The 24,606-nt window shown below is 44.0% G+C and carries 21 protein-coding genes, 1 tRNA gene and 1 rRNA gene; 2 read left to right on the top strand and 21 right to left on the bottom strand.

The window, feature by feature from the left end:
- Nucleotides 1–15: 15 nt before the first annotated feature.
- Together HMPREF9378_RS04630 and HMPREF9378_RS04625 are read right to left on the bottom strand one after the other, a co-directional pair.
- Nucleotides 16–1,749 carry an ABC transporter ATP-binding protein gene (locus HMPREF9378_RS04630; protein WP_373276229.1) on the bottom strand — a complete coding sequence of 578 codons (1,734 nt, stop codon included), beginning with the start codon at nt 1,747–1,749 and terminating at the stop codon, nt 16–18.
- Complete coding sequence (locus tag HMPREF9378_RS04625) at nt 1,746–3,488, bottom strand: ABC transporter ATP-binding protein (RefSeq protein WP_002901164.1); 1,743 nt, start codon at nt 3,486–3,488, stop codon at nt 1,746–1,748. Before HMPREF9378_RS04625 ends, HMPREF9378_RS04630 begins: the two co-directional genes overlap by 4 nt.
- Before the next feature lie 154 nt (nt 3,489–3,642).
- Here HMPREF9378_RS04625 and HMPREF9378_RS04620 point away from each other — a divergent pair, with 154 nt between their 5' ends.
- Nucleotides 3,643–4,653, top strand: a complete 1,011-nt coding sequence (locus tag HMPREF9378_RS04620; RefSeq protein WP_002901166.1) for a helix-turn-helix transcriptional regulator — start codon at nt 3,643–3,645, stop codon at nt 4,651–4,653.
- 269 nt (nt 4,654–4,922) lie between these two features.
- Here the strand turns inward: HMPREF9378_RS04620 and HMPREF9378_RS04615 are convergent, their stop codons facing one another.
- From HMPREF9378_RS04615 to HMPREF9378_RS04540, 17 genes are all read right to left on the bottom strand, one after another.
- Nucleotides 4,923–8,621: a pullulanase gene (locus HMPREF9378_RS04615; RefSeq protein ID WP_002913883.1), complete on the bottom strand. Its 3,699-nt coding sequence runs from the start codon at nt 8,619–8,621 to the stop codon at nt 4,923–4,925.
- A gap of 328 nt (nt 8,622–8,949) precedes the next feature.
- Complete coding sequence (locus HMPREF9378_RS04610; protein WP_002901170.1) at nt 8,950–9,867, bottom strand: TDT family transporter; 918 nt, start codon at nt 9,865–9,867, stop codon at nt 8,950–8,952.
- A 72-nt stretch (nt 9,868–9,939) separates the two neighbouring features.
- Complete coding sequence (locus tag HMPREF9378_RS04605) at nt 9,940–11,004, bottom strand: acyl-CoA dehydrogenase family protein (RefSeq protein WP_002901171.1); 1,065 nt, start codon at nt 11,002–11,004, stop codon at nt 9,940–9,942.
- Between the two features lie 18 nt (nt 11,005–11,022).
- A complete protein-coding gene (locus HMPREF9378_RS04600) occupies nt 11,023–11,571 on the bottom strand; it encodes a carboxymuconolactone decarboxylase family protein (protein WP_002911788.1) in 549 nt (182 codons plus the stop codon).
- Nucleotides 11,572–11,770: 199 nt separating this feature from the next.
- Nucleotides 11,771–12,541, bottom strand: coding sequence for an acetyl-CoA carboxylase carboxyl transferase subunit alpha (locus HMPREF9378_RS04595; protein ID WP_002901173.1), 771 nt, complete (start codon nt 12,539–12,541; stop codon nt 11,771–11,773).
- Complete coding sequence (accD, locus tag HMPREF9378_RS04590; protein WP_002901174.1) at nt 12,538–13,401, bottom strand: acetyl-CoA carboxylase, carboxyltransferase subunit beta; 864 nt, start codon at nt 13,399–13,401, stop codon at nt 12,538–12,540. The genes HMPREF9378_RS04595 and accD overlap by 4 nt, the downstream gene beginning before the upstream one ends.
- A 99-nt stretch (nt 13,402–13,500) precedes the next feature.
- A complete protein-coding gene (locus HMPREF9378_RS04585; protein WP_002902463.1) occupies nt 13,501–14,868 on the bottom strand; it encodes an acetyl-CoA carboxylase biotin carboxylase subunit in 1,368 nt (455 codons plus the stop codon).
- Between the two features lie 18 nt (nt 14,869–14,886).
- Nucleotides 14,887–15,309, bottom strand: coding sequence for a 3-hydroxyacyl-ACP dehydratase FabZ (fabZ, locus tag HMPREF9378_RS04580; protein WP_002896886.1), 423 nt, complete (start codon nt 15,307–15,309; stop codon nt 14,887–14,889).
- Nucleotides 15,306–15,794: an acetyl-CoA carboxylase biotin carboxyl carrier protein gene (gene accB / locus HMPREF9378_RS04575; RefSeq protein WP_002902462.1), complete on the bottom strand. Its 489-nt coding sequence runs from the start codon at nt 15,792–15,794 to the stop codon at nt 15,306–15,308. Before accB ends, fabZ begins: the two co-directional genes overlap by 4 nt.
- A gap of 6 nt (nt 15,795–15,800) precedes the next feature.
- On the bottom strand, nt 15,801–17,033 hold the full coding sequence (gene fabF, locus HMPREF9378_RS04570) for a beta-ketoacyl-ACP synthase II (protein WP_002893606.1): 1,233 nt from the start codon (nt 17,031–17,033) through the stop codon (nt 15,801–15,803).
- A gap of 64 nt (nt 17,034–17,097) precedes the next feature.
- Entirely contained in the window at nt 17,098–17,832 is a 735-nt protein-coding gene (gene fabG / locus HMPREF9378_RS04565; protein WP_002893608.1) for a 3-oxoacyl-[acyl-carrier-protein] reductase, read from the bottom strand.
- A gap of 12 nt (nt 17,833–17,844) precedes the next feature.
- Nucleotides 17,845–18,765 carry an ACP S-malonyltransferase gene (fabD, locus tag HMPREF9378_RS04560; RefSeq protein WP_002902461.1) on the bottom strand — a complete coding sequence of 307 codons (921 nt, stop codon included), beginning with the start codon at nt 18,763–18,765 and terminating at the stop codon, nt 17,845–17,847.
- Nucleotides 18,758–19,732, bottom strand: coding sequence for an enoyl-[acyl-carrier-protein] reductase FabK (gene fabK / locus HMPREF9378_RS04555; protein WP_002902460.1), 975 nt, complete (start codon nt 19,730–19,732; stop codon nt 18,758–18,760). Before fabK ends, fabD begins: the two co-directional genes overlap by 8 nt.
- A 136-nt stretch (nt 19,733–19,868) precedes the next feature.
- On the bottom strand, nt 19,869–20,093 hold the full coding sequence (locus HMPREF9378_RS04550) for an acyl carrier protein (protein ID WP_002893611.1): 225 nt from the start codon (nt 20,091–20,093) through the stop codon (nt 19,869–19,871).
- Between the two features lie 55 nt (nt 20,094–20,148).
- Complete coding sequence (locus tag HMPREF9378_RS04545) at nt 20,149–21,123, bottom strand: beta-ketoacyl-ACP synthase III (RefSeq protein WP_002913885.1); 975 nt, start codon at nt 21,121–21,123, stop codon at nt 20,149–20,151.
- Nucleotides 21,123–21,557, bottom strand: a complete 435-nt coding sequence (gene fabT / locus HMPREF9378_RS0110940) for a fatty acid biosynthesis transcriptional regulator FabT (protein ID WP_002901186.1) — start codon at nt 21,555–21,557, stop codon at nt 21,123–21,125. The genes HMPREF9378_RS04545 and fabT overlap by 1 nt, the downstream gene beginning before the upstream one ends.
- Before the next feature lie 141 nt (nt 21,558–21,698).
- A complete protein-coding gene (locus HMPREF9378_RS04540; protein WP_002901188.1) occupies nt 21,699–22,490 on the bottom strand; it encodes an enoyl-CoA hydratase in 792 nt (263 codons plus the stop codon).
- Between the two features lie 250 nt (nt 22,491–22,740).
- Between HMPREF9378_RS04540 and HMPREF9378_RS04535 the strand changes: the two genes are divergently transcribed.
- Nucleotides 22,741–24,105 (top strand): aspartate kinase, encoded by a 1,365-nt coding sequence (locus HMPREF9378_RS04535; protein ID WP_002902457.1) that lies wholly within the window; start codon nt 22,741–22,743, stop codon nt 24,103–24,105.
- Nucleotides 24,106–24,334: 229 nt separating this feature from the next.
- Here the strand turns inward: HMPREF9378_RS04535 and HMPREF9378_RS04530 are convergent.
- Both HMPREF9378_RS04530 and rrf read right to left on the bottom strand, forming a co-directional pair.
- Nucleotides 24,335–24,408, bottom strand: a tRNA-Asn gene (locus tag HMPREF9378_RS04530).
- Between the two features lie 5 nt (nt 24,409–24,413).
- Nucleotides 24,414–24,529 (bottom strand): 5S ribosomal RNA (gene rrf / locus HMPREF9378_RS04525).
- Nucleotides 24,530–24,606 lie beyond the last annotated feature (77 nt).

A 24,606-nucleotide genomic window follows, 5' to 3' on the forward strand; every position in this document is an offset into this window, starting at 1 on the left:
AACCTCCGTGTTTCATCAAAAAGCGTGCTTGTACTTAAAGTTCTCAATCAACTGCGCCGTTTCTACCAGCTCTTGGTATACACTGGAGACCTGCAGCAGCTCATCATGACGGCCAATGCCATCCACCTGACCGTCTTTTAAAACGACAATCTTATCCGCATTCTCGACAGACTTGAGGCGATGGGAGATGATGATGACCGTCTTGTCTTTCAGCAGAAGACTGAGACTTTCTTGAATTAATTTTTCGTTTTCAATATCGAGTGATGAGGTGATTTCATCCAAAATCACAATAGGCGCTTGCTTGAGCAAGGCACGCGCAATCGAAATCCGCTGGCGCTCGCCGCCTGATAGCTTGGCTCCATTTTCGCCAATTAGACTGTCATAACCTTGCGGCAGCTGCTTGATAAAGCCCTGACAGTTGGCCATGCGAGCGGCTTCTTTGACCTCCTCATCCGTAGCCGTTGGCCGACCAAGGCGGATATTCTCCAAGACAGAAGCATCGAAAAGAATAACATCCTGAAAGACAATTGAGATCGAATCAAAGAGCGATTGGGTGCTGATATCCTGTAGCTCCTGACCATCGATATAAATATGCCCTTCTTGGTAATCATAGAGTCGGGAGATGAGCCGTAGCAAACTGGTCTTTCCGCAGCCAGACGGCCCGACCAAGGCCGTGATTTCATTTTGCTTGGCAGTGAAACTGACCTTTTGTAGAACAGGCTGATCCAGCTTGTAGGCAAAGCCAACATCTACTAGCTCGATATCAAAGTTCTTAAGTTCCTGCTCTCTTCCTGCCTGCTTGGATGCTGTATGCAGCTCCTTGATCCGCTTAACAGCAGAGTCAATATAGAGAATCTCTGCCACATTCATATAGAGACCTTCCATACCATCAATAATCTTAATAGTAGCCAGAAGGTAGCCCAGAAAATAAAGTAATGGAAGCCGGCCTTGCGCTAAAAGATAAGAACCAACCAAGACGACCAACCCCAAGGTCAGGCGCAACCCTACTCCAGCTGCTAAGATTGGCAGACCTTGCAGAATCTCTGTCTTTAGGTGGATACGCTCACTCTCTTCCATCTGCCTGTAAAGTTTTTGGCTCAGCGATGGACTAAGATTGTAAGCCTTAATCTCCTCCTGTAGCTCAATCGCCTCCTGAAAACTCTCTGAATTGTCCCGCAGCTGCTGCCAGTAACGGCCCGAAGCCCGCTTGGGCAGCTCCTTAGATAACCAAATCATAGCCGCAATAAAGAGCAGTGGAAGAATGATGCAAAGTCCCATTATCGGATTGCCTAGAAGCATCATCAAGCTAGCTAGGACAAAGAAGAAGACAAAACCAATTGTTTTGGAAATCGCATGACTCAGGGCGTGTTCCAGTCGCTCTACATCACTCATGATAGTCTGAGACAGATCGGACAGGTCATGACTGGAAAAGTAGGATAAGGGCAGACTTTGCAGACTTTCCGCAATATCTGTCCGAATATTGGCGCTTTCCTTGTAGGTCGTGGTATAGGTGGCATTGTAATCCAGATAGATAATACTATAAAGGACCAAGACAATCACTAAACCTCCCTGCAAGAAGATCCATGGCGAGGCCAGCCGCCCAGTCAAAACTCCCTGCAAGTAAAACATAAAGAAGAACATTGGCAGCATTTGAGCACAAAAGCCAAAAAAGGAAACCAGACAAGCCCTGAAAAGGTGCTTGGCACCGGACGGTGTTAGGGAAAATAAATTTTGCAATTTTTCCATCAAGAGACCCTCCATTCGTCAGCGCTGGCGTAGAGTTCTTTCAGATGCTGATAGAGACTGCCCTTGACAGAGAGTTCCTCATCCTTACCCCGCTCGATAATCTTGCCCTTCTCAATGACTAAAATTTCGTCCACTCCCTTGATAGAGCTCAGACGATGAGCAATGATGATGACCGTCTTATGCTCTATTAGATGCGCAAAGGCCTGCTGAATCTGGTATTCATTATTGACATCTGTAGAGGCCGATGCCTCATCCAAAATAATCAGCTGAGCATCCTTGAGAATGGCTCGAGCAATAGCCAGCCGCTGCATTTCGCCACCCGATAAATGGACGCCTTTGGAGCCGATAACGGTCTGCTCCCGCTCAGAAAATTTATCCAGAATATCTTGGCAGCAGGCCAATTCCAGAGCCCGCATGACTTCCTGATTGCTGGCTGCAGGATTACCTAGCTTGACATTATCAAAAATAGACTTCTTAAAAAGCTTAGACTGCTGAAATACAAAGGCAATCTGCTGCATGGCCGCTTCCTGACTGTAGGACTCTAGAGGCTTGTGCCCCAGCAGAATCTGGCCGTTAGAAGGCTTATAAAAACCGGCAATGAGCTTAGCAATCGTTGACTTACCGCTACCGCTGGCTCCCACCAAAGCATAAACCTTATTTGACTCCAAATGAAAAGATAGTTTCTCCAAAATTAACTGGTCTTCCTCATAGCCAAAGGATACCTCTTTGAACTCCACACTGGAATCCAGCAATTGGCTCTCCTGTCCCTGATAAACCTTGCTATCGGTCATCTCAGTATAAAGATGCTCGATCTTATCAATCACCTGGATGGCCTTGTACTGGTACATGCCCAGATACATGACCCGCATAAAGCAAGTAAACAGCAGACCAATGACTGAAAAGAGAAATAGAAAAGCAGGTAGCAGACTGAGATGCTGACTAGCAGGCAGAAAAAAGACAAAACCCGTAATCAGAAATAAAATATAAGAAGCAAAGAGCACCTGAAAGCTGACGTATGCCTGACGGCAGGTAAAAGAATAATCTAACGCCGTGTCTGAATACTCTCGGATAGCTTGGGACAAAGCTTTAAAAGAGTCAACTGAAGTCTTGAAAATCTTAATCACCTGCATACCACGAACGTATTCGACAGTGGCGCTGTTCAGATTTTCCAGCTTCTCCGAATAAAGCTGCATGAGCTCCTCCTCCCCAATCATGCCCTTGACCAGCCAAGCTCCAATAGCAATCAAAACAAGTAGCAGCAAACCCAGCAGCGGATGTACCGCAAAACTCAGACCGATAATCATCAAAGGCGTTACCACCACTCCGACATTATCAGGTATGAGATGAGCAACAATCGTATGCGTCTCCGCTGCATTATCATCAATAATCTTACGAGTTTTTCCCGAGCTGGATTGGTCAAAAAAGGAAAAGTTAGAATCCATGAGGCCATCAATTCCCCGCTTGCGCAGATTGGTCTCTAAACGAAAAGCCACCACGTGAGCAAGAAGGCCTGATCCTGTATATAGGAACGAAGCGACCAACATCATAGACACTACCGTAACGGCTGTCGGAAGGCTAGCTTCGGTCTCTTGAAAACGAATAACCTTCTCCAAAAACTGATAAAGCACATAAAGCGAGCCCACCATCAGCACAGAAGACAAGGTCGAACAAATGATAGCAAGATAAGCCAGACCTTTCCGCTCTGGAATGTAAAAAAATAGTTTCTTATACACTGAAAACATCGAAATCACCTTCTCCTACTTGTCAAAACAAAGTCAATCATATATACTGAAATTACTACTAATATTTTACCATTCTTAAAAATGAACAACAATCAATATTAAATTTTATGACGAATTGTAGTATTTGGCTAATCGTGGCAAGGAAGGACATTTGATGAGCAAAGATTTTGAGAGCATTTTATCGTATAGCAACTACACTCTACTAGAAAACTGCCAGCGTTTCTCCTCCCACGGCAAGACCTACTTTGTTGATAAGGAAGAGATGGAAGGATTTTACTGGAATTACGAAACAGACTATTTCCGCATCAACATTCATGATTCCTTTATCAAAAGAGACACTTTTTTCACCATGGATTTGAAGGAATTCCCAGATTTCTTAGCCTTTTCCTCCTATATGAAAGCTGCCCATGGAGAGTGCTTGTCTCCCTACAAAGCTCTGCGCAGCAAATCTAGCTTTATCATTCTCAATCAAAAGCAGTCTGTCCGCTTCTTGCTAAATGGCCAAACTCCTTTTCAAACGGTGGAAATTGACTTTAAACGTCAGATGATTGAAGACTACCTGATGACCCAGTACCAGCTAGATCTAAGGGAAATCAGTGATATTTTCACAGAATCTCACAAGTTCAATGCTGGAAAGCTGGAAAAAATCGCAGACGAGCTCTTGCATTACCATGTCAACTCTATCGGAAGTGAACTTTTCTATGAGATTAAGGCCAAGGAATGGCTCAGTGTCATTATCAATGAGTACTACAACCATCAGACAGCAAGCCCTCTGAATGCTGAAGACGATCTGGCTCTCGGCAATGTCAGCAGATATATTGATGACCATTATGCATCCAATATCCCGCAAGACCTGTTGGCCAAAATTGCCATGATGAGCAAGACAAAGCTGAAAAATGCTTTTAAGCTAAAATACAATATGACCATCACTGAGTACACGCAGCGCCGGCGTATAAGTATGGCCGAGCAGCTTTTGAAAACGCCCCATCTCAGTATCAAGGATGTCGCTCTCACCGTTGGCTACCAGTCACACAGCCGCTTTTCCTCCCTCTTCAAAAAATATATGGGCATCTACCCATACGAGATCCGAAACCGGCACCAACCAACCAACGAGAAAAGCTGTGCCCAATGTCAGCACACACTCTGTATACACAAGACTGAGTAAGGGAATGGTCGTTTAATTCAATTTTTTCCTTTGTTGACTTGAAACTAAAGGACTTAACCGCTGACAAAGTTGAGCAGAAAATAAAAATTTGAATCCATTTATGATGACACTCTGCATTAAAAAACGCATAAAATCATAAAAGTGTTGATTCTATGCGTTTTTGCTATCTAAATTTTTTATCTATCCCTTTTATCTACAGCCTCCAAAAGCTCCGAAGAGACATCGAATCTGATGTGATTTGAGGTGTATCAGATAAAAAGCAGAACTCCTTACTGTTTCTTTCTGAGAATCAGCACTCCTGCTAGGAAAGCAAGGAAGCCACCTAAAAGTGCCAGTAGGGAAGTGCTTGTTCCCGTTTTTGGCAAGGTTTTTTCTGTTTGGCTAGCCGCTTCTTTTGTCTTAGGAGCAAGAGGAGCTTGCGCATCCAAGGATAAAGCCTGAGGCTGAGCCTTGGCTACAGAAGGGGCAGACAGCTGCTCTTCTTTAGTTGTTGGATCTTGGGATTTTTCTTCCTGATCGGGGTTCGCTTTTCGAAGTCGCAAAATTGTCGCTGTCAACGGAGCTAGGGCTAAACCATTGCTGTTTCTGGTGACACCTGCTGGATCAGAAATGGCTGTCACTCCTGCGGTATTGCCATCTGCCACAACCTCTGCACCTGCCAGATGCTTGTAGGCTTCACCAAAGTTGAATTGTCGTTCCTTGGTGTCTGCATTGACAAAGATAGCATAAATATCGCCATTTGACGCTACCACTTGGTAGCCGAGTACAAGGTCTTCTTTCTCAATACCATCCTTGCCAGGCTGGGTGATGAGGGTCACATTTTGCTCCACTTCATCTTTAGAGCTGCGGGTAAAGGCATCTGTTGATTTCCGCAAGGCAATCAAGCCTTTCATATAGGCACGGCTCTTGGCATTTTCAGGGAACTTCTCTGAATCAGTCGCCTTGGTCCAGTCAAAGTGGTTGACCGCGTCGCTCGAATCATAAGAATCATGAATGAAGTACGGATAGTCAAACGGCGTGCCGTCTTCATTGGTCAACAAATGCGCTTTGTTTGGAACCTTGTCTTCGGAGACAGGATATTTATAGGCAGGATCACGGAATTGCTTGGTCCGGCCGTACTCTTGACCAGAGTGGATAAATGGTGTCCCTTGCGAAGTCAAAATCATCAGATTTCCCAGACGTAGGCGGCGATGAATCTCTTGATTATTGGCAGCCACTGCCGGATCTTTCTTGATCGACTGGGCAATGATATCAAAGAGCGTCAGATTATCATGGGCTGCGATGTATTGGATCACATCCCCTGGGCTATCCGCCTCAAAATTGGTTGGCTGCGCCTTGATGTTTTTAAAGACATTTTCTACACTGCGTTTGCCACCTGTGATAAAGGCTGGTGTTCCCTCATTTGGATAACCTGATTTCAAGGTGTTGCGAATATCATCTGAGAAGACCGCTACTGTGTCTGTTGACTTCATCCAAGATTGGTCAGCCGGCTGGACAGCTTTATTTTCATCACCTGTATAGGTCTTCCAGCCCTCACCCAGCATAATGAGATTTGGGTTGAGCTTCTTGGCTTCCTCAAAGGCTTTTTGGATGGACTCAGCATCGTGGTCCCCCATCATATCAAAGCGGAAGCCATCTACCTTGTACTGTTCTGTCAGGTACTTGATCGAATCCACCAAGACCCGTCTGCTCATATAGTGAGTAGTACCCAAGCGGCCGCCACCAAAGCTGGTTCTCGGTGTGCCATCCGCATCCATAAAGTGGTAGTAATTGGGCTCCAAATCCTCAAAGATAGAGGTCTTAGCCGTATGATTATAGACCACGTCCATGATAACACCCATGCCATGCTTATGAATTTCATTGACAAGGTTTTTGAATTCCTCAATGCGCTTGGCTGGATCTGTCGGTGCGCTAGAGTACATACCTGTCAGCGAGAAGTAGTTTTGCGGGTCATAGCCCCAGTTATAGTTGCTGTTGCTAGAAGCGTACTTGTCCATGCGCTCAGCATTTTTCAGCTCATTTACAAAGTAATAACTTAGAACTGGCAAGAGCTGAACGTGGGTCACTCCTAAGTCTTTCAAATAATCCAATTTCTCAATGAAAGCTGAGAAGGTTCCAAATTGAGATTTCAAATCCTTTGAAATAGCTGGATCAGAGGTAAAGTCACGAACGTGCGCCTCATAAATCAAGGCATCTTCCCGCTTCTTGAAGTTCGGAATTGTAGCATAGGTCAGGTCTTTCGGTCCATATTCACTTGGATCTACAAAGGCTGCCTTAGCAATCTTGTAGGCATCCCCCTTGTCCGCATCTTCACTGTTCCAAGCTGCTAAAGACTTGGCATAAGGATCCAGCACAAGAACCTTTTTGCCACCGCGAGTAATCTCATAATGATAGAAATATCCACGATAGTCTGAAATCCCCAGACCGCTCTCAGGCGTCAAGCTGCTGGTCCATGTGCCAGACTCACCTTTCTGCATAGCCAGACGCCCAATGACCTTATTCTGTTCTTCTTTGTCATAGACCACCAAATCAACTTGGTCCGCACTCGGTGACCAGAAGGTTAGATCCACTTGTTTGCCCACCTGAGAAACACGTGCTCCCAAATCACCATCATACTTGTAGATACTATCCTTCAGCTGCCAGTTCATGCTGGTTTTGAATTGATCATTGCCATATTTGATAAGATAAGGTGACTGAGCTTGGTTGAAATCACCGATGAATTTGGCACTTTTAGTCTTAGGATCCAGAACTACATCTTTAACAGCGACTTCATTGCCATCTTTGTCCGTAATCTTTAAATTCTTTAAAATATCTTCTTTTTTAGCACTCTCTAGTGTAGAAAAGCTGGCCTCGATCTCGGTCAAGCCAATATGCTGGGCTCCTATCATACGAATATCGTTGACAAAGTAAGGGTTGGTATAAACTGTCGGATCCGCATCACGCAAGAAAATCTGGCTATTTTTCTCCAAATTAGCGAAATTATAATCCTGATTTTGAATCTTCACATCATCTCCTGATTTGCTTTCGTCTAGAAGCAAAAAGCCAATCATCTTAGCAGCATCTTTCAAAGGGACATCTACATAGCGACCATATTTCCCAGTCTTCTCAAAGTCCACTCCGTCAGGCCAATTCTTGCTTGGGTTTTGGACATCTCCCCAGAGCCAGAGCGACTTCTTATCATACTGGCCATCTGTACGATAGTAGTTGATCCGTACCATCCCTTTTTTCAAAGGCTCATAAGTATGAGGTTGATAGTCCGTATCAAACCAAACCTCATTCATCTGAGGACTGAGTAGCTCGACCGTCTTGTCACCTGTAATATTTTGCCCTGCTGTATTATTGATTAGAAGGCTGATTTTGCTTCTTTTCTCAGCCATTTTAACATCAAGGTAATAACCATAGTCATCTTCTTTAGCAGTTGCAAAGCTAGTCGCTCCGGTTGGCCAACCTCCCTTTTGGCTAGAAGGTGTCTCGACATCGTCCCAAGTCCACAAGCCCAAGCTGTCTAGATTTTGTGAAGGCAGGGTTTTGAAATGAAAGCGAATATTGCCCTCTTCGATAGCATCTTTCGCCGAAGCTTGCGGCTGACTAACTGGTTCTTGCTTGTCTTTTTCACTTGGATTTGCTGCTTCTTGACCAGCTGCTTCTGAAACTGCACTAGCTGGAGCTTGATCTGCCACTACACCAGTTGGAGCAGCATGCTCTGTGGCTCCCGCTCCTGAACTACCTGCCTCTCCAGTTTTTTCTTCATCTGCTGACTTAGGTTGGGCTGCCGCATTTGCATCAGAGACTGCTTCTGTTGCTGGGCTGGTAGCTGTGCTCGCCTCATCCGCTTGGACTAGCTGAGCATTCCCCAGTAGGAATCCTGAGGCAATGACAACAGAGGCTACTCCTACTTTTAAGCGACGGATGCCGAAATAATGACGCTTTTCCCCCATCCGAGACTGTAGGTGATAGTTATTTTTCATAAACAGAAAACTCCTTTATTTTTTCTTATAGAGAACATCTATGCAAACGTTTTCTGTATTTATTATACCGATTCTTTTTAAACTTGTAAAGGCTTTCAAGAAGAGTTTTTCTCACTCAGATACTTCATGCTCTCTGGGCGGAATTTGATGATTAGGATGAACTATTTCTGGTTTAAACCACCTTTGACAGTTATGAACCACCTTAAAAACGGATGACTTGTACACAACTTTTCCCTTATCATTAGGTCTAAATGCAGACTTATTTTGCTAAAATTAAAAAAATCCGAGATCAACTCAGAGAAAATCAAAAACTGATTTTCAAAGAGTATCATCTCGGATTTTTTGTTATCTTTCTGGCTCGCAATGAGACTGTATAGTAAAAACAAACATAGAGAACGATTACGAAAGCTAGCAGAGCTTCTGCATGACTTAGCCAAACAAGCCATGTCCAACCTAGATAATCAAGTCCCAGTTTCAGGGCAAAAGCTGTATTGACAAGGGGAAAGGTCAAAGCTGACCAGCTAAGCTGAGGCCCCAGTCGGAAAATACGAGGTAAAAGGCATAGAACCAGGAGATAAAAGGCCTGCGATAAGAGGAGCAGCAAGGCGACAAACCAACCTTCAGCATCAGAACCAGCTAAACGAATATAGCTTCCCAGCAGGAGCGAGAAAGGTGCACAGTAAATGGCCCACTGCGGCTTTAAAGTATCTGGCAGCCTTTGTGCCCGCCTAGCCTTGTAAAATAAGGGATAGAGAATCAAACTCAGTAGCAGAGCAAAAAACCAAGCTAAATAGCCCAAAAACGGCTGATGAACTACACCCTGAGTCAAGCTTGCCATGGCCAATCCAACATATAGGACCGTCCAGCTCGGGGTCAAAGATAATCCCTCGGTCTTAAGCACATACTTCCAAGTAAAGATAGCTATTAGAAAAATATGCAGCAGCAAGGCTATATACCAAAGAAACTGGCTCACCAAAAATAAGCCAAGCTTGCTTAGGTAAGCAGCAAAGAGCATACTAGCCATAGGATAAGTCGCAAAGCTCGATAAGAAAGGTGGCTTTTGCAAATCCTGCCGATAGTCTGCAAATGACAGCACTAAAGCCAGTGTCAGATAAAACCAAAGTATCAAAGCTAGACCATTCAAGAAGTGGAAAAAGATAGAATGGTAGTTCAGTAACAGATTAGCTAGGCCAAACAGGCCAAGAATCAACCCAGATAAAAGAATGGGCGGTCGTTTGCTGTTCACGAAGCAACTCCTTTATAGTAATATATCGAAGCCCCTTTTCAATGACAATCAAACGTTTGTTTGCTATCATTTCTATGAAACTTCTAAAATATGCCGTAGCTGGACTGCACTCGGTGAGACAATGGGAAGAAATGCTCCTTCGTTCCAACGACGGATAAAGCCAGAAGTCGAATTACTCAAGTATCCTCTGCCTCCACTAGCCTGCAGCTCCAAGAGCAGACTTTGAGCTACCACATCAACTATATCAATTCGCAGCTGGAAGAGCTCCTTAGGACGCTCAACAAAATAGCCAGACTGGAGAAGACCTCTATAGAGCTGTTCCTGGATTTCAGTCAGAACAGCCACTTGCTCCTCCCACTCCTCTCTCAAAATAGAGCGGACTGACAGATTAGCTTCGACCTCCTCCAGCGATTTCTCTGCTAGGCCAAGAGCCAGACCAAACTGATAACCGAGAAAAGCTGGGCGATTTTCTGCCAAAAAGTCCTGGGCATCTTGAGCAAGAATCCATTCCTTTTGCAAAGGTACATGATTAAAGGTCAGGGCAGCTGTATTTCCCCCTTGCAAGGATACAAACTCTAAATCCGCTGAACGGGAGAAATTCTCTGCGTCAGATGGTACAGCCAGAACCAGCGGCTGACGGCTCCCGTCTTCGAAACCGGCAACAAATATGCTGAGGAAACGATCCGCGCGAGCATTGGTTACCCAAGGCAGACGCCCCTTCAGATAAAGCTTCCCGCCTGCTTCCACGATAGAGACATTTAACTCCTCTAGATCCGACAAGAATTTAACGGCATTGGACAGGGCTGTCGCACCTGCATATTCTCCTGACAGGAGCCCTTCCAAATAGTGGTCTCTAAAGTAGGGATTAGGAGATTTTAAAATGTTATCAATAAAAGTCCTTTGCCCCCAAGAGATAAAGGAAGCGGTCAAGGAATGGTGAGCCAGCTCCTTGAGCACTTCAATCACATCGGTATCATTGCCACCTCGGCCTCCCAGCTCTTCTGGAACGCCAACCCGAAAGGCTCCTTCTGCGGCGATACGCTCAATCAGTTGATTACCCGCTGCACAGGATTCTTTGTCAATCTGATCAGCGTGGTCATCCAACCAGTTGATAAACTCTTCTGAAAAAAATGTCATTTGCCACCTCCTCAAAGACTAGGCATAAGGCTGCAATTCCGGATTAATTGGCGTGTTGGCCAGATTATTGGCATAATTGCAGAGGGTTGCAAGGCTAACACCTAGAACCACATCCAGGGCATTCTCATGCGTATAGCCCGCTTCTAGGAAATCTGCCAAGGCTTCATCTCCGACCCGTCCCTTGGTATTGATGACAGCAATGGTAAATTTAGCAAGTGTATCTAACTTCGGATCTGTATCAATCGGAGTACGATTGCGCAGAGCCTCCAAAAGATCATCATTCATTTGAATCTGCTTGATTGAAAAAGCTGTATGACCCGCTACACAGAAAGCACAGCCATTAGTAACTGCAGCCGTTATCTGCACTACTTCACGCTCAGTCGGTGTCAGGCTGTTACGACGGTTGATGGCTCCAACCGTCCGATAAGTTTCTAAGGCCGTTGGCGCATTGGCTAAAAGACCTATAAGATTGGGAATGTAGCCACCGTTATCTTTTTGAACAGTTTCCAGGACTTCTTTTACCTCAGTTGGTGCGGACTCAATCGTGTGGATAGTAAATTCTGACATATGAAACCTCATTTCTTTTAATTAGAAACTATCTTAACATAGGACGAGTGGCTTGTATAATATATATTTTATATAAGTCCTATAAAGAGAATATAATGCGATTTTTCAAACTAAAATATCTTTCCCTCGTAAGGTAGCTCCACATCAATTCCAAACAAGAATCCGAAACGAGAAAAAGAAGCCTTTTGGCTTCGATTTTTTAATATTTCCTGAATCGCTGGTAGCGATTTTCCAGTAATTGCTCCAAGGGCAGCTGAGACAGACTATCCAACTCAGCAGCGATTTCTTCTTTCACTGCAGCCAGTAATTCATGATTGTTAAAGCCTCTTTCAGGAATAACCTTATCTACCACTTCCATCTGCAAGAGCTCGTGTGAAGTAATTTTCATTAGCTCTGCCGCTTCCATAGCGCGGCTGCCGTCTTTCCAGAGGATAGAAGCAAAGCCTTCTGGACTGAGAACTGCATACATAGAGTTTTCCAGCATCCAGACCTTATCCGCTACAGCCAAAGCCAAGGCTCCGCCAGAGCCACCTTCACCAATAATAATAGCAATAATCGGTACTTTGAGATTGCTCATTTCCATCAAGTTACGGGCAATAGCTTCCCCTTGGCCACGCTCCTCAGCACCGACACCAGGATAAGCACCTGCCGTATTGATAAAGGTTACCACAGGACGGCCAAATTTTTCCGCCTGCTTCATGAGACGCAGAGCCTTGCGGTAGCCTTCCGGATGCGGCTGACCAAAGTTTCGGCGCAAATTATCCTGCAAATTGCGTCCCTTTTGAATACCTACCACCGTCACAGGCTGACCCTTTAGCGTCCCAATACCGCCAATCACTGCACCGTCATCTCGAAAAGAGCGATCTCCATGCAGCTCGACGAAGTTATCAAAAATTCCTTGTGCAAAATCCAGCGCAGTCAAACGAGCCTGATCACGCGCTTCTTTAATAATCCGAGTGATTTTTGTCATGCTTGACCTCCATGGAATGCTAATAAGGTAGCAAGTGTATCTCTCATATCACCACGCTTGACGATGGCATCTACAAAACCATGCTCCATGAGAAATTCAGCCTTTTGAAAATCATCTGGCAGCTTCTCACGAACCGTGGACTCAATAACTCGACGCCCGGCAAATCCAACTAGAGCCTGTGTTTCAGCCAGAATAATATCACCTTCCATTGCGAAAGAGGCTGTAACACCACCAGTCGTCGGATCTGTCAAGACGGTCAGATAGAAGAGACCTGCTGCAGAGTGTCGTTGCACCGCCGCAGAGACCTTAGCCATCTGCATCAAGCTCATAATGCCCTCCTGCATGCGGGCACCACCAGAAGCCGTAAACAGAACGACTGGCAATTTATGCTCTGTCGCATACTCAAAGAGACGGGTAATCTTTTCACCCACAACTGTCCCCATAGAAGCCATGATAAAGTTTGAATCCATGATTCCAAGAGCCGTTTTATGCCCCTTGATACTAGCCGTCCCAGTCAGAACCGCCTCATCTAAGCCTGTCTTTTCACGGGTAAGAGCCAATTTCTCTTGATAGTTAGGGAAGTTCAGAGGATCCTTGGTTTCAATTCCAGTGAACATCTCCTCAAAACTATTTTCATCCACGGTTAGATTTAAGCGCTCATGAGCAGAAATACGGAAATTATAGCCACAGTTAGGACACACACTGTCATTTCCAAGATCTTTTTGGTAAATGGTATGCTTACAACCTGGGCATTTCGAAAAGAGTTCGTCTGGTACCTCAGGCTTTGCTTGAGGCTTTTCCCGACTCGCTCGATTAGGATTGATACGGATATATTTATCCTTCTTTGAAAACAAAGCCATCGTTTACGTCTTCTCCTTTTCAAGATTTTATACTCAGGCACATCAAACTGCAAGAGTCACTGTCTTTCGAGTTTGCAGAGTAGCTCTTATATGTCGTATCTATTGTTTCTCTTGATAAGCCGGAAGGAACTTCTCCATGAGAAAGGCTGTGTCATAATCACCAGCAATTACATTAGGATCTGAGATTAAGTCCAATTGGAAGCCGCTATTGGTCACAACACCGTCAATTTCTAATTCATAGAGTGCACGTTGCATCTTCATCAGAGCATCAAAGCGATTTTCCCCATGAACAATTATCTTCGCAATCATGCTATCGTAATAAGGCGGGATGGTATAGCCAGGATAGACGGCTGAATCCACGCGCAGCCCCACTCCACCGCTTGGAAGATAGACATTTGAAATCTTACCTGGACTCGGCGCAAAGTTAAAGGCTGGATTTTCAGCATTGATCCGACACTCAATCGCATGTCCTCGGATTTCAACATCATCCTGACTGAAGTACAGCTCTTGACCGTTTGCAATCTTAATCTGCTCTTTTACAATATCCACACCGGTAACAAACTCGGTGACTGGATGCTCAACCTGCACCCGAGTGTTCATCTCCATAAAGTAGAATTCACCCTTGGCTTCATCAAGCAGAAACTCAATTGTACCAGCATTTTCATAGCCGACAGACTGAGCAGCCCGAACAGCTGCTTCACCAATCTGCTGACGTAGGGTTTTCCCAATTGCCACAGATGGACTTTCTTCAAGCACCTTCTGATTATTACGCTGCAAAGAGCAATCTCGCTCGCCCAAGTGGACCACATGTCCCTGCTGATCAGCTAAAATCTGCACTTCAATATGGCGCGCTGGATAGATGACTCGCTCCATATACATGGCACCATTACCAAAGGCTGCTTTGGCTTCGCTAGATGCAGACTCAAAAGCCGCTACTAAATCCTCAGCCTTTTCAACCTTACGAATGCCCTTGCCGCCGCCGCCAGCAGAAGCTTTGAGCATGACTGGATAACCAATCTTTTCTGCGACTTCCAAAGCTTCTTCAGAGGTATGAACTTCTCCATCAGAACCTGGGATAACTGGCACTTTCGCCTTAATCATCTGAGCTCGAGCATTAATCTTGTCCCCCATCAAGTCCATAACAGCACCTGAAGGTCCAATAAACTTAATGCCGACTTCTTCGCACATGGTCGCAAATTTAGAGTTTTCGCTCAAAAAACCAAAACCAGGATGAATGGCTTCTGCACCTGTTAGGACAGCAGCAGATAGGACCGCATTCATATTTAGATAAGAATCAGTGGACTTGGCTGGGCCGATGCAGACAGCCTCATCAGCCAGTAGGGTATGGAGTGCTTCCTTGTCAGCCGTTGAATAAACAGCTACCGTATCAATTCCCAACTCGCGAGCTGCACGAATAATTCTGACCGCAATTTCCCCACGGTTAGCAATTAAAATTTTACGAAACATGGTGAAAGCTCCTTTTATCTACTGGCCAATCGCAAAGGTCAAGGTACCGCTGGCCGCCAGTTTTCCATCAACTTCTGCTTTCGCCTCTACAACCGCAATGGTTCCGCGGCGCTTAACAAACTTAGCTGTCATAATCAGCTGATCACCTGGTACAACTTGCTTCTTGAACTTAACCTTGTCCATGCCAGCATAGAAGACCAGTTTGCCCTTATTTTCTTCTTTGGACAATTCCAGCACGCCGGCTGTTTGAGCTAGAGCTTCCATGATCAAGACACCTGGCATAACAGGATATTGAGGAAAATGCCCGTTAAAGAAAGGCTCATTGACTGTCACATTTTTCAGAGCAACAATCTCATCTTCGCTAACTTCCAAAACACGATCCACCAAAAGCATTGGGTAACGGTGCGGAAGTGCTTCTTTTATTGCATTGATATCAATCATTTGATGCGTACCAGCCCTTTCCCAAATTCAACCATTTCTTCATTCTGAACTAGAATTTCTGTAACCAGACCATCTTTTGGTGCTGGAACTTCATTCATGACCTTCATTGCTTCAATAATCATTAGGGTTTGACCTTTTTTAACTTGGTCTCCAACTGATACAAACGGCGGCTTGTCTGGACCAGCTGCTAAGTAAGCCACACCAACCAAAGGACTTTCCACAACATCACCTTCAGCAGCAGGTGCCGGAGCTTCTGAAGCTGTTTCTGGCTCTGCAGACGGAGCTGTTTGAGGAGTTGGCTCAATCACAGACGCACTCGCAGCCTGCAAAGGTGCAGCAATTGGAGCAGAGCTGGCTGTTGGTACTGCAGCCTGACCTTCATTCTTACTAAAAGTCAGCTCATCACTCTGATTTTTGTAAGAAAACTCACGCAGACTAGACTGGTCAAACTGCGCCATTAAATCTTTAATTTCGTTGATATTCATAGGTTTTTAAGCCTCCCAGCGTTTAAAGGCAAGAACTGCATTGTGGCCGCCAAAGCCAAATGTATTGGAAATCGCATAAGGGATTTCCTGTTCCTTACCTTGACCGTAAATAACGTTGGCTTCAATATAGTCTGGCAGCTCTGTTGTACCAGCTGTTTTTGGCACATAGCTATGACGCATCGCTTCAATCGTTGCAATAGCCTCAACCGCGCCTGCTGCACCGAGCAAGTGTCCTGTAAAGGATTTAGTAGAAGACACCGCTACATCTTTACCAAAGACAGAAACAATGGCTCCGCTTTCGCCTTTTTCGTTAGCAGGGGTTGATGTACCGTGAGCATTGACATAAGCCACATCTTTTGGCTCAATTTCAGCTTCTTCAACCGCCTGTTTGATCGCCTTGATAGCGCCCAAACCTTCTGGATGCGGAGAAGTCATATGGTAAGCATCACAAGTATGACCATATCCTACCACCTCAGCCAAGATAGTCGCTCCGCGTTTCTCAGCATGTTCCAAACTTTCCAGAACCAGCATACCAGAACCTTCACCCATGACAAAACCATTGCGGTCCTTGTCAAACGGAATAGAAGCACGCTTAGGATCTTCTGTGGTAGAAAGAGCAGTCAGAGCTTGGAAACCAGCAATCGCAAATGGTGTAATGGAAGCTTCTGAACCACCGACCAGCATTACATCTTGATAGCCAAATTTAATTGAGCGGAAAGCTTCACCAATCGCATCGTTTGCTGATGCACAGGCTGTATTGACCGACTTACAGATACCATTGGCTCCAAAGCGCATCGCTACATTTCCTGCCCCCATATTTGGCAGGGCTTTTGGCAAGGTCAAAGGTTTGATACGTTTAGGACCTTTTTCATGCAAGCGAACAACCTGCTCTTCAATTTCCTGAATCCCACCGATACCTGAAGCCACAATGACGCCAAAGCGATCCTTATCCAACGCATCTACATCTAAGTGAGCATTATTCACCGCTTCTTGAGAAGCATAAATCGCATAGAGTGTGTAATTATCATAACGATTGGTATCCTTTTTGACAAAGTATTTATCAAAAGGGAAATCCTGAATTTCCGCCGCATTGTGAACACTGTATTCACTATGATCAAATTTAGTAATTGGACCGATTCCAATATTGCCTTCTTTTAAATTATTCCAGAATTCTTCTGGAGTATTTCCGATAGGTGAAGTTAAACCGTATCCTGTTACAACAACTCGATTAAGTTTCATATTGAGCTCCTTTATTTAGATGAATCAACTGATTTTCTACTCGTTAATATTCAAAAACTGTGACTTACTGCATAGTAAAGCCGCCATCAATTGTGATGACTTGACCCGTCAGATATTCTTGACCTGCCAAGAAGAGAGCAACATCTGCTACTTCTTCTGGAGTACCAAAACGCTTCATCGGAATGAGCGCCAGAGACGCTTCCTTGATTTTTTCTGGGAGCACATCTGTCATATCAGATGCGATAAAGCCAGGGGCAATGCAGTTAACACGGATATTTCGCGCTGCCACTTCACGGGCTACTGACTTAGAAAAACCAATCAGACCGGCCTTGGAAGCTGCATAGTTTGCCTGACCGATATTTCCAGCCAAACCAACGACACTCGATAGGTTGATAATAGCACCCTGACGAGCTTTTGTCATCGGTTTCAGGACTGATTGTGTCATATTGAACGTTCCAGTCAAGTTCACTTTCAGCACCTGCTCAAAATCTTCTTCCGTCATTTTCAGCATGAGCTTATCACGGGTAATACCAGCATTATTGACCAATACATCAACAGACCCCAGAGCCGCAACAGCTTCTTCCACTATCCGCTGAGCATCCGCAGATTTAGACACATCCCCAATAACAGCTACGACTTTACCAGAATAGCCGGCAAATTCAGCCAAAATATCATCAGAAATCCCGCTTAGTCCGTTTAAGATAACATTGGCTCCGACACTGGCAAATTTATGCGCAATTGCCAGCCCAATCCCACGAGCGGACCCTGTAATTAACACATTCTTGTTTTGTAATTCCATGATGATTCCTCATTATTTTTCTAGAAGAGCATTCAAACTTTCTACATCTTCAACTTGGCGTACATCCGCAGACCTATCAATTTTCTTAATAAAACCAGACAGAACTTTGCCAGGACCGATTTCGATAAATTCAGTCACACCAGCTTCCTGCATCTTAGAAATGCTGTCATAAAAGCGCACTGGCTCCATTACCTGACGAGTCAAAAGCTCTCTGACTCTTTCTTTTTCCATCACAGTTGCTTCAGTATTTCCGACTAATGGCCGTACAAAATCTGAAAACTCAACTGTTTCTATGACTTCTGCCAATCGTTCGCTGGCTGGCTTTAAAAGCGCTGTATGGAAAGGTCCGGATACATTAAGCGGGATTAAGCGCTTGACACCGGCATCTTTCAAAAGCTCCACAGCCTTGTCCACTGCTGCCACTTCTCCGCCGATAACAATCTGACTAGGCGTATTATAGTTGGCTGGTGAGACTACACCAATAGCACTTGCTTCTTGACAGACCGCTTCAATGAGAGAAACCTCAGCATTTAAAACAGCGACCATTTTCCCAGAGCCAGCTGGAGCTGCCTCTTCCATGAAGCTACCGCGCTTAGCAACCAAGGCCACTGCAGTCTTAAAATCAAGGGCGCCCGCAGCCACCAAAGCAGAATATTCTCCAAGCGAGAGACCTGCTACCATATCAGGCTCGATTCCCTTATCAGCCAAGAGCCGATAAATAGCTACTGAAGTTGTTAAAATAGCCGGTTGCGTGTAGCGAGTTTGATTGAGCTTTTCTTCATCTTGATCGATCAAAGCTCGGACATCATAGCCTAGAACTTGGCTAGCTTCATCAAAAGTTAACCGCACAAGCTCATACTGATCATAAAGCTCACGCCCCATTCCAAGGTACTGCGCTCCCTGACCGGCAAAGAGAAAGGCTCTTTTAGTCATTTCTAGTTACTCCTGCCCAACGTTTTGCTTCCTGCTGAATCTTCTCAGCAGCACCATAGTAGATATCTTTGAGGATCTCTTCGACTGTCTCTTCCTTACTGATTAAACCAGCAATTTGACCAGACATGACGGAACCATTTTCCACATCTCCGCGAACAACCGCATTGGCCAAAGCACCAGCACCCAGATTTTCAAAAACAGTCAAATCCGGATTTTCTTGCTTAAAGGCTTCTTTTTCTGCCTTTTCGAAATCACGTGTCAGCTTATTTTTGATAGCACGAACCGCATGGCCGAAATGCTGGGCAGAGATAGTCGTATCAATATCGCGAGCCTTCAAAATCATGTTCTTATAGTTTTGATGGGCATTGGATTCCTTAGCAACAACAAAGCGAGTTCCGACTTGAACAGCCTCGGCTCCCAGCATAAAGCCAGCTGCAGCACCAGCACCATCTGCAATACCACCGGCAGCAATAACCGGAATGCTAACTGCTTCTGCAACCTGACGAACCAAGGACATGGTAGTCAATTTTCCGATGTGACCACCGGCTTCCATACCTTCTGCAATGACTGCATCCGCACCGATTTTTTCCATCCGCTTAGCCAAGGCCACACTTGGAACTACAGGAATAACTGTAATCCCCGCTTCATGGAAACGTGCCATGTGCTTGCTTGGATTACCTGCACCAGTTGTTACTACTTTTACTCCCTCTTCAATGACGAGATCCACAATGTCGTCTGCAAAAGGAGAAAGGAGCATGATGTTAACTCCGAAAGGACGGTCCGTCAAAGACTTAATCTTGTCAATATTTGCCTTTACTACTTCCTTAGGTGCATTTCCGCCACCGATGATACCAAGACCACCAGCTTTTGAAACTGCACCAGCCAAGTCACCGTCTGCAACCCAGGCCATTCCGCCTTGGAAAATAGGGTAATCAATGTTCAATAATTCTGTAATACGTGTTTGCATAATACCTTCCTTTTATCATTGCTTAAGTAATAGCTTGATTTCAAACTACCACACGCTAGATGTATTTTCTTTACTTTGACAGTCAAACTATTACCTAAACAAGAGAGAATATCTTTCGATACTCTCAGTTACTTGCTTATTTAGTTTTTTCTTCTACATAAGCAACCAAATCACCAACTGTGTTCAAACCTTCTTCAGTTTCGATTTGGATGTCAAATGCATCTTCAATTTCTGAAATCACTTGGAACAAATCCAATGAATCTGCTTCAAGATCATCGAAAGTTGACTCAAGAGTAACTTCTGATGGCTCTTTGCCAAGTTCTTCAACGATAATTTCTTGTACTTTTTCAAATACTGCCATGGATAGACTCCTTTAAAAATAAAATATTTTTTATCATGTGTTTCCACTTGATTAACTAAATTGTAACAATAAGCGTGCCCCATGTCAAACCTCCACCAAAACCTGACATCAAAATTGTCTGATTTCCGTTCAGTTTGATCAGTCCTTGCTCCACACACTCAGATAATAAAATCGGGATGCTAGCAGCGCTAGTATTGCCATATTCCATCATATTGGCTGGAAGTTTCTCCCGCGCAACACCAAGCTTCTTAGCCATTTTATCCAAAATACGGATATTGGCCTGATGCAGCAACAGAAAATCTAAATCTTCCGCTGAAAGCTGACTGCTTTCAATGGTTTCCTTGATAGAACGAGCAACATCACGAATAGCAAAGTCGAAAATAGCTCTACCGTCCATTGTCAGATAAGGCTGATTCTCACCTTTTTCTGAAAAAGGTGAAGACAAACCGATTTTTCCGCAGGTCAGACTATCTCCGCGAGATCCGTCCGTAAACTGACTTTCTGCCAAAAAATGCTGTTCTGAAGCACTTTCCAACAGGACACCGCCAGCACCATCTCCAAAGAGAACCGCTGTTGAACGATCCGACCAATCTACCGTCTTAGAGAGAGTTTCACTTCCTATGACTAGACCCTTTTGATAACGACCTGAAGAAATAAACTTTTCCCCAGTAGATAGGGCAAAGATAAAGCCACTGCAAGCTGCCGTCAAATCAAAGGCAAAGGCATTGTTAGCACCGATGTTTGCCTGTACTCTCGCAGCCGTTGAAGGCATTAAAGAATCCGGCGTAATGGTAGCAACAATGATAAAGTCCAGATCTTGAGCAGAAATTCCCGACTTTTGCAGCAAATTCTCTGCTACTTTTGTCGCTAAATCACTGGTCGTTTCATCTGACGATAAATGGCGTTTTTTAATCCCAGTTCGACTTGAAATCCACTCATCACTGGTATCCATAATCTCTGCTAGATCATCATTACTGACAACCTGACGGGGAGCATAATGAGCCGCTTGGCTAATCTTAGCATAGTTCATTATTTCAAATCCTCTAGGAAACTATATAAATTTTGCAGGCCCTTTTGCATCACTTGTCTCTCTTCTGGACTCATTCCATCCACTACCTGCATGACCATGCGATTGTGGAATCGCTTGTGAAGACGATACAAAAGCCGCCCATTCTTTGTCAAATTCAGATGCACCACACGACGATCAACTTCCGACCGACGCCGCTCAATATACCCCTTACGCTCCAGATTATTCAAACTAGTCGTAACAGTTCCCAAAGTAACCATCAATTCTCGTGATATATCACTTGGAGTAGCATTTGGGGTTGTGCCGATGACATCTATCGTATGCATTTCCTTAATGGAGACGTCGTTGAAGCGACTGCTTCTTAGGCTCGATTCTTCAATAACCAAGACATTATTGAAAATAGACGTTAAGTAATCATTTACTAACTGAAAATTCAAAACCAACCCTCCTTAAGAAAATACTTTGACAATCAAATTTTATCAGATAGAAAAGTAATTTGCAAGCTTTTTTGAAAATTAATTTGATTTTCAAATATTTTCGTAAACAACTTACAAATTAAGCAACCTTGAACCAATATATTATTTACCTGTGAAATTTGGACGACGCTTCTCAGAGTGTGCCCGAACTCCCTCTTTGAAATCTTCTGTGAAAGCCAGCGATTTCTGCAGTTCCAACTCTAGCTCAGCATACTCAGACCAGCCGCTGAACAGACTCTTCCAGACCATTTCTTTCATGGCTCTGTAAGAATTTAGAGAGCCACGTTTCAGCTTCTTCAGCAACTGTTCCGTTGTTTTTTCCAACTTTTCTGCTTCACAGACTTTATAAAGCAAGCCGTAATCCAGAGCTTTCTCTGCAGTCAGAGCTTCCCCAGTCATAACCAGATGGGTCGCCCGAGTCACCCCGATAGCACGAGTCAGTAAGTAAAGACCGCCAGCATCTGGCGCCAGACCAACACCGACAAAGGCCTGAATGAAGCGGGATTTTTCAGTGGCAATACAGAAATCTGCTGCAACGACCATATTAGCAGCCGCACCAGCAACAGGACCATCAACACTCATGATGACAGGCTTAGGCAGACGTTTCATAGCAAAAGAAATATCATTCACCAGTTCAGCGATTTTCACCAAGGATTGAACGTCATCATCACTGACAGCTCTCTGCATCTCAGCTAAGTCACCACCCACTGAAAAAACCTTACCATTCGCATTGATAACCAAAAATTTGACGGACTCATCCTTAGCAGCAAGTTCAATAGCCTCTAAAATTTCCTCACACATAGGGATATTAAAGCCATTTGAAACTTCAGGACGATTGAAAGTAATCGTTGCTACCTCATCTGCTACATGATAGAGAATTCCATTAAATGTCATTTCAGCTCCATTCCCGACCCGATTTCAAATCAGCCGTTTTGTTTTATTCTTAAATAATTTGATATTCAAATTATACACAACTTATATTTTATCATAAAATATAAAAGAAAGGAAATAAAAAATGGGAAAAATTAGATGGTCTTCAAATTTGAAGTGTAAAAGTAATATTTTGGATAAAAATAGTATAAAAACTGCGTTTGAATAATTTTCAGAATTTTGTTATAATTTTTAAAATAAGATAGGAGAACCAATGAAAGTTGTAAAATTTGGCGGAAGTTCACTGGCTTCTGCGACTCAATTAGAAAAAGTTTTGAACATTGTCAAATCTGATCCTGAACGTCGGTTTGTTGTAGTATCAGCGCCAGGAAAACGCCACGACGACGATATCAAAGTAACCGATGCTCTGATTAAATACTACCGAGAGTACATAGCAGGAAATGATGTCACACCAAATCAACAGTGGATTATCAATCGCTATGCAGATATGGTGGCAGAACTTGGTTTGAAACCAAAAGTTCTGGAGAAAATTTCCAAAAGCATCACAAGCCTTGCAACTTTGCCAATTGAAGATAATGCATTTCTTTATGATACTTTTCTTGCTGCAGGAGAAAACAACAATGCCAAATTAATTGCAGCTTATTTCAGTCAAAATGGTGTTCCAGCTAGCTACGTGCATCCGAGAGAAGCAGGACTCGTCGTTTCCAGTGAGCCTGGCAATGCAAGAATTCTTCCTTCCAGCTATGATAAAATTGAAGAACTTAATAATTCTGATGAAGTTCTAGTTATCCCTGGTTTCTTTGGTGTTACACAAGATGGCCAAATCTGTACTTTCTCCCGTGGTGGTTCTGATATTACAGGTTCTATCATTGCTGCGGGTGTCAAAGCAGACATTTATGAAAACTTTACTGATGTTGATGGCATCTTTGCTGCCCATCCCGGCATTGTCCACAAACCGCATTCCATTCCCGAGCTAACCTATCGTGAAATGCGTGAATTGGCCTACGCTGGCTTTACTGTTCTCCATGACGAGGCTCTGCTTCCAGCATACCGCGGCAAAATTCCTTTAGTTATTAAAAATACTAATAATCCTGAACATCCTGGAACTCAAATTGTTCATAAACACAGTAAGGACCACCTCCCGGTCGTTGGAATTGCTGGAGATGCAGGATTTGTCAGCATTAACATGTCCAAGTACCTGATGAATAGAGAAATCGGCTTTGGTAGACGCGTCCTTCAAATTCTCGAAGACCTGAATATTGGTTGGGAGCACATGCCTACAGGAATTGATGACCTTTCCATTATCTTGCGCGAGCGCGAATTAACTCCTATCAAAGAGGAAGAGATCCTTCGCCAGCTTGTTCAAAAAGCAGAGGTTGATCATGCAGAAATCGAACACGACCTTTCCATTATTATGATTGTTGGCGAAAAAATGAAGAGTCATATCGGGGTTACAGCCACTGCAACCAAAGCTCTTTCGGAAAACAACATCAACATTCAAATGATGTCCCAAGGCTCAAGCGAAGTATCCATCATGTTTGTTGTTGAAAAAAATCAAGAAAAAGCTGCCATTCGCGCGCTTTACCGAGCTTTCTTTGAACCCCAAACACAGGAGTAAGACCAGACTTAGGAAGCATTTTTATCAAACAAACCCTAATGAAAAAAGCAGAAACTAGTCTCAGACTAACTTCTGCTTTTTTCATTCAACTATAAAGAATACAAAGTCAAACTTTAGAATACACTAAGTACTAATAGAAGTTTCATAGCTCATCAATAAGACTATAGAATACCTTGTCTCCAGTATATCCTATCACTAAAAATAAAAAGAGGTAAAAACCTCTTTGAAACTCCGCCAGTAGGACTCGAACCTACGACATCATGATTAACAGTCATGCGCTACTACCAACTGAGCTATGGCGGATAACTGCTAAGCGACTACCATATCTCACAGGGGGCAACCCCCAACTACTTCCGGCGTTCTAGGGCTTAACTGCTGTGTTCGGCATGGGTACAGGTGTATCTCCTAGGCTATCGTCACTTAACTATTGAATTAACTGTCCTGTCCTCTCAGACAAGCCTTGTCAACTCAAAATTGAATACAATATCAAATCTCACATTT

The organism is Streptococcus sanguinis SK1 = NCTC 7863 (assembly GCF_000194945.1).
Lineage (GTDB): Bacteria > Bacillota > Bacilli > Lactobacillales > Streptococcaceae > Streptococcus > Streptococcus sanguinis.